Below are 12,190 nucleotides of genomic sequence, written 5' to 3'. Positions count from 1 at the left end.
GATTTCAAACCTGAAACCTGAAACCTGAAACCTGAAACAAAAAAAACTAAACCATCTCCTCAGGCTTCACCCAAGCATCAAAATCTTCGGGAGAAACATATCCTAAACGAACAGCTTCGTCTTTTAAAGTAGTTCCGTTTTTGTGCGCGGTTTGAGCGATTTCGGCAGCTTTGTAGTAGCCTATTTTGGTATTTAAAGCAGTTACTAACATTAATGAATTGTCTACTAATTCTTTAATGCGTTTGTGATTCGGTTCGATTCCCTTCGCACAATGCTCATCAAAAGAAACACAAGCGTCGCCTAATAATTGTGCCGATTGCAAAAAGTTCGCAGCCATAACTGGTTTAAAAACATTCAATTCGTAATGTCCCTGCATGCCTCCAACGGCAATTGCCATATCATTTCCGATAACTTGCGCGCAGACCATAGTAAGGGCTTCACATTGTGTTGGATTTACTTTCCCTGGCATAATAGAAGAACCAGGTTCATTTTCTGGGATATGGATTTCTCCAATTCCAGAACGCGGACCAGAAGCTAACATTCTGATGTCATTTGCGATCTTATTTAATGAAACGGCTAATTGTTTTAAAGCTCCATGAGTTTCAACAATTGCGTCGTGTGCAGCAAGAGCTTCAAATTTGTTTTCTGCTGTTACAAAAGGATGATTCGTAAATTCAGCAATATATTCGGCAACTTTTACATCATAGCCTTTTGGCGTATTTAATCCCGTTCCAACTGCGGTACCGCCCAAGGCAATTTCAGATAAGTGTGATAAAGTATTTTTAAGGGCTTTTAAGCCAAAAGCTAATTGTGCTGCATAACCAGAAATTTCCTGACCCAATGTTAAAGGTGTTGCATCCATTAAATGCGTGCGTCCAATTTTTACAACATCTGCATATTCTGCTGCTTTTTTAGCTAAGGTAGCATGCAGTTTTTCAACACCCGGAATAGTTGTTTCAACAACCATTTTATAGGCGGCAATATGCATTCCGGTTGGGAAAGTATCATTGGATGATTGTGATTTATTTACATCGTCGTTGGCTTTGATGAATTGCTCGCCTTCGCCAATTTCAAAACCTTTAAGAACCTGTGCGCGATTTGCAATAACTTCGTTTACATTCATGTTACTTTGCGTTCCAGAACCTGTCTGCCAGATTACCAGAGGAAATTGATCATCCAGTTTTCCTTCTAGAATTTCATCACAGACAGCAGCAATAGCATCTCTTTTTTCTATTGGCAGAACTCCTAAATCGTAATTTGCATAAGCTGCAGCTTTTTTTAGATAAGCAAAACCTTCTATGATTTCCTTTGGCATTGAAGCCGACGGCCCAATTTTAAAATTATTTCTAGAACGTTCTGTTTGTGCACCCCAATATTTATCGGCTGGGACTTGAACTTCTCCCATGGTGTCTTTCTCTATACGGTATTTCATTTTTTTGTTTGTAAAATGTTATTTGAAAATTTGAAATGTTTGTGAATTAAAAATTGAAACTTCTTTTGAAAATGAGTGCCCTAGCCCTGATGGAAGCGGCATCCTTTTTGTTTTTTCTTTAAAAACAAAAAGATACAGCGGACAGCAGGAAACAGCTTCTGAAAATTATTATGATTTGAATGAACTCTCTGTTTAAAAGGTTTCACGTTCAAAAAAAAGCTTATTTAAAATGAGTATAAATATACGGATAAATGTTATTTAACGAAAATTGATTTAGATTTTATTGCTGAGAAAAAATATATACCCTACATTTGTCGTAACATTCAAAAATTCCGGAAAACATGTTTGAATTTTCACAGTACTTAGGCTTTTTACTTTTCTTAACCATACTAACTATAGGGTTTTGGTTAATGTTTTTCTTAGTTGGTTTCGTATCTTACTGGGTTACGGGAGCAAGCTGGGAAATGTTCAAAGAAAAGAGAGCTAAAAAAAGACAAGAAGAACAATCTATTAAATACTAGATTGATGTCATAAGAAAAGAACCCTTTTGGGTTCTTTTTTTTGCTGCACAAAAAAAATAAATTCCAATACTATAAATTCCAAATTCCAATTTCATTTGGAAAATTCCAATTCTTGAAATTCTAAATTCCAGATATAAAAGGTTAAATAAAAAATCCCAAATTCCAATTTATAAGATTGGGATTTGGGATTTTTTGTATTATAATTTATCTCGAAGAGATTGGAATTTGGAATTTGAATTTTGGAATTTAACTAATGTTATCCAGGAAATTCTCCGCCGCCTTCTCCGCCGCCTTCATTGTTTTTTGGCATATTTTTATCTCGTTCACCTTTTGCTTTGTTGAAACGGTAAGTGAATGATAAATTAAATTGACGTTTACGGAATTGGAATTCGCTGTATGAATTTACATTATCCAAATACGTATAAGATCTCATTTTTCTAGAATTAAAGATGTCGCTGATATTGAATGCAATTGTAGCTTTATCTTTTAATACATCTTTGCTTAAAGCAGTATTCATTCCGAACATTCCTAGGTTTTTACCTTGAGCTGTTTTTTGCTCGCCATTGTACATTCCTGTCAATTGCCAGTCAATTTTGTATGGAAGCGTAACCTTAGAGTTGATTCTTGCAAACCAAGAATTAGCCTGATTATCTAAATTCTGAACAATAAGATTTCCTTGTGTATCTGTATAACTGTTTTCTCCAGTTGTTTTTACGTTGAAAAAGTTGAAGTTACTGTTTAATTTCCACCATTTGAATGGAGTGTAGTTAAATGTAAATTCAAAACCAAATTTTTGCTCTTTACCTAAGTTGATAGGAGAACTTTTGATCACCGGAACTCCGTTAACTTCGTCTCCTGTAGGAGATCTCACAAAGCTGAAAACATCTTTTGTATCTTCAAAATAAGCCGAAGTATTAAAAGTTACTTTGTCCCATCTTTTAATATATCCAATATCATATTTGTCTGTTAAAGACGGGTCTAAATCTGGGTTTCCTTGAAAGATATTGATGTTACTTGCATAGTTTACTGCAGGGTTCATGAAACGTCCTCTTGGTCTAGATAAACGCTTACTGTAACTTGCAGAGAAATTACTTTGATCTGAGATTTCGTAACTTACAAAAGCACTTGGAAACAAGTTGTTGTATTTTTTAGTGTTGAAATCACTGTTGTCTAATAAGTTAACTTCGATATTAGTGTCTTCCCATCTTAAACCAAATAAATAAGAGAATTTATTTACTTTAAAACCATATTGTGTGTAAAGCGCATTGATGTTTTCTTTGTACTCTAATGTATTAGACAAATTAGTATTTACTACACCTTCGCTGTCTGTTACATTGTACACATTATTCAAATCTCCAAAGCTTCCTTTATAACCAGCCTCAAACTGACCGCCTTTACCTAATGGCAGTACGTAATCGGCTTGTAATAAAACTTGTTTCTGGATTTGATCGTTTAAAGTAGTGTCAAATCTTGGAGAATCTGTAATGGTACTATTGCTGTCGTCTGTATTTCTTGAAATAGAAAGATCGGCAGTCAATTTATGTCCTTTATCGTTGAAATTTTTAATTAAGTTCGATGTAAATTCTACATTTTCACTATCACTATCACCATTATTTAAACGGTAAGTTGTTCCTGTAAAAACTCTGTCAGCATCGTAATTATAATAGTTGATTAAATCTCGGTCTTCACCATTGTTTTTTTGATAGTTGATGGCATTTGTCCAGAAAGTTGTTGGAGTAATTGTCCATTCAACTCCAGCTCTTCCGTTAAATCCGTTTCGCGTACGTTTAGTATCACGATCTTCGTCTAAGAAACTTTTTGTTGTTCCGTCTGGATTTAAATATTCAGAGTTTGTTTTACCAGCTCCTTCGTTTGTTCTGTAGTTATATCCAGCAGTTGTGAAATAGTTTAATTTTTCAGTTTTATAATTCACATTGGCACTTAAACCATAAGTTTCTGGTAAACCTGTTGAAGCAATAACAGTTCCGTTAAAGCCTTGGTTTTTTCCTTTTTTAAGAACAATATTGATGATTCCAGATCCACCTTCTGCATCGTAACGCGCTGATGGATTAGTGATTACTTCTACTTTATCAATCGCATCTGCAGGAAGCTGTCTTAAAGCTTCTGCCATGTTTATAGCCTGAGAAGGTCTTCCGTCAATTAAAATACGAATGTTGTCGCTTCCTCTTAAACTTACATTTCCTTCCGTATCAACAGAAACAGATGGAACGTTGTCTAAGACGTCGCTTACGCTTCCGCCTTTTACAATCATATCCTGACCAACATTGTAAACTTTTTTATCTAATTTTATTTCTACAGATGATTTTTCAGCACGAATCACAACTTCGTTAAGCTGTGCAGCGTCTTCAGATAAATTTACTACTCCTAAGTTTGTATCACTCTGAATGCTCTTTTGTTTGATTTCATTTGATTTGAATGAAATAAATTCAATTTTAATATCATAAGTTCCAGGAGCAATAGCAACTTCGAATTCTCCTTTTGGATTGGTGATACCTCCAGCAAGAACTTTAGTATCGTTTGGGGCAGTTATAGAAATTGTAGCATATTCTAAAGGTTGTTTGCTTATTTTTTCAAAAACTTTTCCGGTGACCTTCACTTTATTTCCACCTGGGCCTTGTTGAGAGTAATTGTAAAAACTTGTAAACAAGAATACAAGTAATACGGCAAATTTGATTTTTTTCATTTCTGGTTTTCTTTTCTCTTTAGACGGCAAAAGTAGTTTTTGGTTTAAAGAGAAAAATCACAAAAATATGTTAATACTGTATTTTAGAATCAATCTAAAAAAGAAGCTATAAGATCGGGATCACGGCCAATTATGGCTTTTCCGTCTTTAACAACAATTGGACGTTCTATTAAAATTGGATTTTCTGCCATTGCCTTAATAATTTGATCGTCAGTTAATGTTTTGCCCTTGAAATTTTCGATCCAGATTTTTTCTTTGGTTCTAACTAATTGAAGAGGCTCTAAATTGAGTTGTTTTAATAGAATTTTGAGCTCGTCAACAGACGGCGTTTCTGTTAAATAAGGAATAATTTCAAACTCTTGGTTAGATTGTTCAATAAAAGCTAGGCAGTTTCTGGATTTTCCGCATCTCGGATTATGGTAAATTTGTATCATTTTCTTATATTTAGATATTCAAATAGTCTTGTAGCAAAAAGAAGTATTTTTGCACTGTCAAAAATAAGGCTAACTTACCAAATTTGAATTCTCATTTTTTTAAATTTTTAATGTATGTTTTTAGAGCAAGGAATTAAACCCGAAAATAAGTTTTGGAAATATCTGATAGGATCTGTTTTTATTATTGCAGCTTCTTTCGTAGGGCAGATTCCGATTACTGCTGCTGTATTTTATAAAACATTTGTTGAAAAAAAAGCCTTTCCAACGACTGATAAAGCGATTATGAAAATGTTTGAACCTAACGTAACTCTTTTTCTGGTTATGATTTCGTTTGTCTTTGCTTTTGCTGGAATATATTTTGTTGTCAAGTACATTCATCATCAAACTTTATTGTCAGTAACGACTTCAAGACCAAAAGTAGATTGGAAGCGAATTAGTTTTTCTTTCTTTATTTGGACATTTTTTTCTTTGGCCAGCTTCTTATTTGTGTATTTAAGATCTCCAGAACAATTTGTTTTCAATTTTAAAGTAGTTCCTTTTTTGATTTTAGTTCTTTTAGGTTCTATTTTAATTCCAATTCAAACCAGTACAGAAGAATACGTTTTTAGGGGATATCTGATGCAGGGATTTGCCAATTTGGCCCGTAATAGATGGTTTCCGCTGTTAATGACTTCTGTTATTTTTGGTTCAATGCATTGGGCTAATCCTGAAGTCGCTAAAATGGGCAATGTAATTATGATTTATTATATAGGAACTGGACTTTTCTTAGGAATTATTACTTTAATGGATGAAGGAATGGAGCTGGCACTAGGATTTCACGCCGCTAACAATCTCATAGGAGCATTATTAGTAACCTCAGATTGGTCGGTTTTTCAAACAAATTCTCTATTTAAAGATCTTTCAGAACCATCGGCAGGAATTGATGTTATTCTGCCTGTTGTAGTTATATATCCTATTTTGCTTTTTATTTTTAGTAAAAAATACGGCTGGACAAATTGGAAAGAAAGATTAACTGGAAATATTAATAATACTGAAGTAATAAATTAAAGTCATGCAAAATTTAACCCATAGAAATGTGCACAATTATTTTAAGTTAAATGGGTACCATTTAAATGCAAAAGATTTGTGCCGTGTCGCTTACAGCTACGTTAAAGAGGGAGATGCGTACGAACGATCAATAGGGGAATTCTTTTTGGATTGGTTCGACAAAAAAGACTATATCGAAATGACAACTTCAGGGACCACAGGTCTTCCTAAGCTGGTTCGATTACAAAAACAGGCAATGATACATTCTGCTTTAGCAACGGGCGATTTCTTCGATTTAAAGCCTGGCGATAAAGCTTTGTTATGTCTTCCTACGCAGTTTATTGCAGGAAAAATGATGCTGGTGCGCAGTTTAATTTTAGGATTAGAATTAGATGTAGTTTCGCCTAGTCTTCATCCGCTGGCTTTTAATTCTAGTACATATGATTTTGTTGCAATGGTACCGCTTCAGGTTCAAAATTCAATTGAAGAACTTTCAAAAGTGCGTAAACTGATAATTGGAGGTGCAAAAATGGATTCTTCTCTGGAAGAAAAGCTTTTGCCTCTTAAAACAGAAATTTACGAAACTTATGGAATGACAGAAACTATCACACATATCGCGGCAAAACGTCTTGGTGATTCTGTTTTTTCAATCTTGCCAAACGTAAAAATATCTCAAGACGATCGTCAGTGTTTAGTAATTAATGTTGCTACGATTTCTGATGAGCCAATTGTGACTAACGATTTGGTAGAATTAGTAAACGAACAGCAGTTTATATTTTTGGGAAGAATTGATAATGTAATTAATAGTGGAGGAGTGAAGCTTATTCCAGAACAGATTGAAGCTAAATTAATCGGAAAAATAAATAGCAGATTTTTCGTGACCGGACTTCCTGATACTGTCTTGGGAGAAAAATTGGTTTTGGTCATTGAAGGCGAAAAACAAGATTTTCCAGCCGATTTCTTTGACGTTTTAGGCAAATTCGAAAAACCAAAAGAAATTGTTTTTGTTTCAAAATTTAAAGAAAACGAAAACGGAAAGTTACTGCGAAAGCCGACTTTGCAATCTTGATTTAAATTCCAAATAAAAAATTTCAAATAAAAATTCCAAATTCCAATGCTTTGAGTTTAGAACTTTGGCAAAGTTGGATAACGAAGTAGTACGAATACCAGAAAATAAAAAATTCCAAATTCCAAGTTTTAAGATTGGAATTTGGAATTTTAAATATTGAGTTATTCCGTTAAAAGATTGGAATTTGGAATTTAAAAATATTGGAATTTAACTTAAGCCTTACGTTCCAAAAGTGCCATATAAAATCCGTCAAAACCAGATTCTGAAGCCAGCATTTTACGATCTTCAACAAAAGTAAATTGCTGTCCGATTTCTGTTTTTAAGAATTTCTCCACTTGTTCTTGATTCTCTGATGGTAATACGGAACAAGTTGCATAAACTAATTTTCCGCCTGGTTTAACAATTTTAGAATAACTTTCTAAAACTTCACTCTGAACTTTACGAATGTTATCGATAAATTCAGGCTGTAATTTCCATTTAGAATCTGGATTTCTTTTTAAAACTCCTAAACCGCTGCAAGGCGCGTCAATTAAAACACGGTCTGCTTTTTCGTGCAGTTTTTTAATCACTTTTGTGCTGTCAATAATACGGTACTCGATATTGAACGCGCCGTTTCTTTTAGCTCTTAATTTTAACTGCTTTAATTTGCTTTCATACAAATCCATTGCAATCAACTGTCCTTTGTTTTCCATTAGAGAAGCCATATGCAATGTTTTTCCTCCAGCTCCAGCGCACGTATCCACAACACGCATTCCAGGTTTTACATCTAGAAATCCTGCAACCAATTGTGAGTTTGCATCCTGAACTTCAAAAAGTCCCTGTTTAAAAGCATCTGTTAAAAACACATTGGCTCTTTCTTTTAAAACAAGAGCTTCCGGCTGGTCTTTTAAATATTCTGTTTCAATATTTAAGTCCATCAAAGTATTTCTAAGGCTTTCTTTAGTTCCTTTTAAAGTATTGGTTCTAAGGATAACTTTCGCCGGCTGATTTTGTGCAGCAATTTCTTTTGACCAGACTTTTTCGCCTAATTCTTTTACGCCCAATTCGTCCATCCAATCTGGAATAGATTCTTTAAGTGCTCTATTTTTAGATAATTCGTCAAAACGGCCTTTTATTTTTCTCTCTGGAGTTCCTTCCAATTGTCTCCAATCTGGAATTGGGTAACCGCGAAGTACAGCCCAAACAGCAAACATTCTCCATAAATTGTCTCTGTCGTACGGTTCCTTAACTTCTGCAATTTCAGCATATAATCGTTTCCAGCGAACAATTTCGTATATCGTTTCAGCAACAAATTTCCTGTCAGAACTTCCCCAACGTTTGTCTTTTTTTAATGCTCTTGCTACCACTTTGTCCGCATATTCTCCTTCATTGAAAATTGCATTTAAAGAGTCGATGGTAGTATAAACTAAATTTCTGTGTAATCTCATTTCTAATATTTGAGTTGCAAAGGTACTATTAATTGATTGAAAGTTAAATTTTTAATACTGAATCTTAACTCTGATTCTCATTAAAATAAAAAACACTCTAATTTAGAGTGTTTTTTTTGAATTGTTTAAAAGCGTTTTTATTTAATAATACGCGTTAATCCAATATTTTCTGGAGCATGAAGCACCATTGGGAATTTCTCTATTTTTACAGAACTGCTGTCTAGTCCAAAAGCTCTTTCTTCAGATAAACTTAGTTTCTTGATAAAGAAGTAAGAATTCATGATAATATTTTCATGCCATCTTAGGTCGTTGTCGTTGGATAAGAATTTCTCTGATAAAACAAATTTAAAGTCACCAATAATATTGTTTTTGTTTAAAGATTCATAACGGCTAGTAATATCCACTTCGCCGCGTTTTACCATGTCTTTGATAACTTCTCTAAACATTAAATTAATTTTCGTCGGCTCTCTAAAACCTAAATTAAAGTCAATTCTGTAGATGTCGTCTTTTGCGATTTCAGTTACCTTATATTGCGTTTTATAAGGCTCTGTTAAGATATTTACGTGAACAAACCAGTAAATATCAGCTCTTTTCGGACGCTTTTGCAGAATAGAGTAAATTATTTTATGTTCCAATTCGTCCACGCGATTGGCATTCGTCATATAAACTAAATGTGTTGCGTATTTCGGAATCGATAAATCTTGGCTCAATTCTACTAAAACTTGTTTGTAGTCATCAATTTTAACCACTTTAGTGTAGTTTTTGTTGATTTTCTTAGCCAAATACCAAATCGTCATAACAGAAATCAGCATACTTGCAATGATCAAAGTTACATAACCGCCTTCGGCAAATTTCGTGATGTTAGCAAAAAGGAAACTAAATTCAATCAAAAGATAAATCGTGATCAACGGAACCATGAAGTATAATTTTACACGTTTCATGATTAAGTAATAATTCAATAAAATCGTGGTCATAATCATACATAAAATGATGGCAAGTCCATATGCATGTTCCATGTTTCCAGATTTTTCAAAATGTAAAACGATTCCAACACAACCAAAAAACAATAACCAGTTGATTGACGGAATGTATAATTGACCTTTTACTTCTGTTGGATATTTGATTTTTACTTTCGGCCAGAAATTCAAACGCATAGCTTCATTTATCAAAGTAAATGATCCGCTGATAAGCGCTTGAGATGCAATTACCGCTGCTAAAGTTGCTACTACAATTCCAAATGGTAAAAACCAATGCGGCATGATTAAGTAAAATGGGTTTCCGTTTTCTCCGCCTAATTGCTGTAACGTACTTCCTTCATGGTGAATTAAATAAGCGGCTTGTCCGAAGTAGTTTAAAACCAATGTTGTTTTTACAAAAATCCAGCTGATTCGAATATTTTTTCTTCCACAGTGTCCCATGTCAGAATATAAAGCTTCAGCTCCGGTAGTACATAAAAATACAAAACCAAGAACAAAGAAACCATCAGGATGAATCGAAAGTAAATGATAAGCGTAATACGGATTGATTGCTTTAATTACTTCTGGATAATTTATTACTTGAATAGTACCTAAAGTCCCCAGCATCGCAAACCAAATTAACATCATTGGGGCAAAGAATTTACCCACCAATTTAGTTCCGAATTGCTGAATTGTAAATAAAACAAATAAGATTGAAATTACAATGTAGACAATGGTTTGTGTTTCCATTGTTGGATAGAACGCCCTAATTCCCTCTACTGCAGATGAAATTGAAATAGGAGGGGTTATAATTCCGTCAGCAAGAAGCGCACTTCCCCCAATAATTGCGGGCACAATAAGCCATTGAATTTTTGTTTTCTTGACTAATGCGTATAGTGCAAAGATTCCGCCTTCTCCATGATTGTCTGCACTTAAGGTTATAAGTACATATTTAATTGTAGTTTGTAATGTTAAGGTCCAAAATACACAAGAAATACCTCCTAAAACAATGTCGGCATTAATCGTGTGATCGCCCAGAATTGCCTTCATTACGTACAATGGAGAAGTTCCGATATCTCCATAAATAATTCCTAAAGTAATCAATAAACCCCCAATAGACAACTTACTATGTAAGTTTTTATGCGATGCGCTCATGTATATTTTTATAAAAGACGGTTGCAAATTTACTGTTTTAAAACAAATTAGCAGCTATTATAATTAAAAAGATAAAAAAAAGCACAATCCTAAAATTGTGCTTCTAAATTTAATTATAAATTGAGATATTCTTAACCTCTTCTTCCACCGCCGCCTCTTGAGCTAGAACCGCTCTCACGCTGCGGCTGACTGCTTCTAGATTCCTGACTTGCTCTCGGAGCTTCAGAACGTTGTGTACTTTGAGGTCTAGATTCGTATGATCTGCTTTCAGAACTGCTTCTTGATGATTCTGCTCTTTGTACTGGAGCAGATTGAGTCGCATTTCCTCTATTTGAACTTCCTCTGTTTTCAGAATAAGTTCTTGAAGGTTCACTTGTTTGCGAAGACTGTCTATTGCTGTAGCCTCTGTTTTCTGAATTTACTCGTGGCGCAGATGCAGTCGAATTATTCCTACCATATTCTGCTCTTTGTGTATTTTCTGTTCTTACAGGGGCGGTATTTACTTGTGAACTGTTTTCTCTACTATTAGTACTTACACGATTAGTGTTTCCATAACTTCTATCAGTTGTTGTTCTGTTAGTGTTGTAATTTCTATCAGAAGCAGTTCTGTTGGTGTTATAGTTTCTATTTGTACTTCTGTTTTCTGCTGATGATACTCGTCCTGTATTTGATGATCTGTTGGTATTGTAAGTACTTTGAGATCTGTTAGATTCTCTACTTGCAGTTCTTCTTTGATCTAGATCATGTCTATTACTTATATTAGAGTTTCTTTGAGCAAAACTATAGTTTGGTTTCATTCTTTCGTAACCGTAAGAACGTCTTGTTTCATAAATTGCTGGAGCTCTATAGCTTCTTCTAGTATTTACATAATTATAGCTGTTATGAACATTGATGCATACATTTATGTTGTTTCTATATCTGTAAACAGGGTAAGGTCTCCAAGCTGTATAGTATGTAGGGTAATAGCCCCAATACCATGTTGAATAGTATGGTCTGTAATTAGTAACCCAGAAGGAAGTATAAATTACTGGAACAACGCTGTAAACAGGCTCATAAATATAATTGTCTCCATATAAATATGTGTTTCCAACAATTTGAACGTTTACTTTATTGTAATTGTCTCTTTCTACATCTATCGTTGCTACGTCCTGATAAACATCACGATCTAAAACTGCTTGAATAATTACAACGTGTGTTCTGTCTTCTACAGATTCGATTACACGTAAATAATCAACTTGGTTGTCACCATTTAAATCAAGGTTTGAAATCTGATATTTAGGATCATTTAATCTTCTTTCAAAATCTTGAAGATTTGCAGATTCTCCAAACATTGAAGCAACTGCTCTTAAATCTAAATTATCGCTTATATCTGAGTTTTTTGCGTAAACAGTAGCTCCAGCTTGTGCTTGACAAGAACTGATTGCTAATGTAATCAAGGCTATTAAAAGTAATTTCGCTTTCATGAC

General features: G+C 34.1%; 9 protein-coding genes. 3 read left to right on the top strand and 6 right to left on the bottom strand.

Going from position 1 to position 12,190, the window contains the following annotated elements; translation table 11 throughout:
- Window positions 1-46 precede the first annotated feature (46 nt).
- Window positions 47-1,432: a class II fumarate hydratase gene (gene fumC / locus HYN86_RS19695; protein ID WP_113679593.1), complete on the bottom strand. Its 1,386-nt coding sequence runs from the start codon at window positions 1,430-1,432 to the stop codon at window positions 47-49.
- Between the two features lie 341 nt (window positions 1,433-1,773).
- Between fumC and HYN86_RS19690 the strand changes: the two genes are divergently transcribed.
- A complete protein-coding gene (locus HYN86_RS19690) occupies window positions 1,774-1,953 on the top strand; it encodes a hypothetical protein (protein WP_057116719.1) in 180 nt (59 codons plus the stop codon).
- Between the two features lie 256 nt (window positions 1,954-2,209).
- Here HYN86_RS19690 and HYN86_RS19685 read toward each other — a convergent pair whose 3' ends face one another.
- Together HYN86_RS19685 and HYN86_RS19680 are read right to left on the bottom strand one after the other, a co-directional pair.
- Complete coding sequence (locus HYN86_RS19685; RefSeq protein ID WP_113679592.1) at window positions 2,210-4,657, bottom strand: outer membrane beta-barrel family protein; 2,448 nt, start codon at window positions 4,655-4,657, stop codon at window positions 2,210-2,212.
- 89 nt (window positions 4,658-4,746) lie between these two features.
- Window positions 4,747-5,091, bottom strand: coding sequence for an arsenate reductase family protein (locus tag HYN86_RS19680; protein ID WP_113679591.1), 345 nt, complete (start codon window positions 5,089-5,091; stop codon window positions 4,747-4,749).
- Between the two features lie 114 nt (window positions 5,092-5,205).
- Between HYN86_RS19680 and HYN86_RS19675 the strand changes: the two genes are divergently transcribed.
- Both HYN86_RS19675 and HYN86_RS19670 read left to right on the top strand, forming a co-directional pair.
- A complete protein-coding gene (locus HYN86_RS19675; RefSeq protein WP_113679590.1) occupies window positions 5,206-6,138 on the top strand; it encodes a CPBP family intramembrane glutamic endopeptidase in 933 nt (310 codons plus the stop codon).
- A 4-nt stretch (window positions 6,139-6,142) separates the two neighbouring features.
- Entirely contained in the window at window positions 6,143-7,186 is a 1,044-nt protein-coding gene (locus HYN86_RS19670; protein WP_113679589.1) for an AMP-binding protein, read from the top strand.
- Window positions 7,187-7,398: 212 nt separating this feature from the next.
- Here the strand turns inward: HYN86_RS19670 and HYN86_RS19665 are convergent, their stop codons facing one another.
- From HYN86_RS19665 to HYN86_RS19655, 3 genes are all read right to left on the bottom strand, one after another.
- On the bottom strand, window positions 7,399-8,613 hold the full coding sequence (locus HYN86_RS19665; protein ID WP_113679588.1) for an RsmB/NOP family class I SAM-dependent RNA methyltransferase: 1,215 nt from the start codon (window positions 8,611-8,613) through the stop codon (window positions 7,399-7,401).
- A gap of 137 nt (window positions 8,614-8,750) precedes the next feature.
- A complete protein-coding gene (locus tag HYN86_RS19660) occupies window positions 8,751-10,724 on the bottom strand; it encodes a KUP/HAK/KT family potassium transporter (protein WP_113679587.1) in 1,974 nt (657 codons plus the stop codon).
- 131 nt (window positions 10,725-10,855) lie between these two features.
- On the bottom strand, window positions 10,856-12,187 hold the full coding sequence (locus HYN86_RS19655; RefSeq protein ID WP_113679586.1) for a hypothetical protein: 1,332 nt from the start codon (window positions 12,185-12,187) through the stop codon (window positions 10,856-10,858).
- Window positions 12,188-12,190: the final 3 nt, after the last annotated feature.

Origin of the sequence: Flavobacterium fluviale (assembly GCF_003312915.1) — a bacterium.
Taxonomy (GTDB): Bacteria; Bacteroidota; Bacteroidia; order Flavobacteriales; family Flavobacteriaceae; genus Flavobacterium; species Flavobacterium fluviale.
Note: the sequence above shows the minus strand (reverse complement) of the source record. Positions and strands in the feature narration are given on the sequence as shown.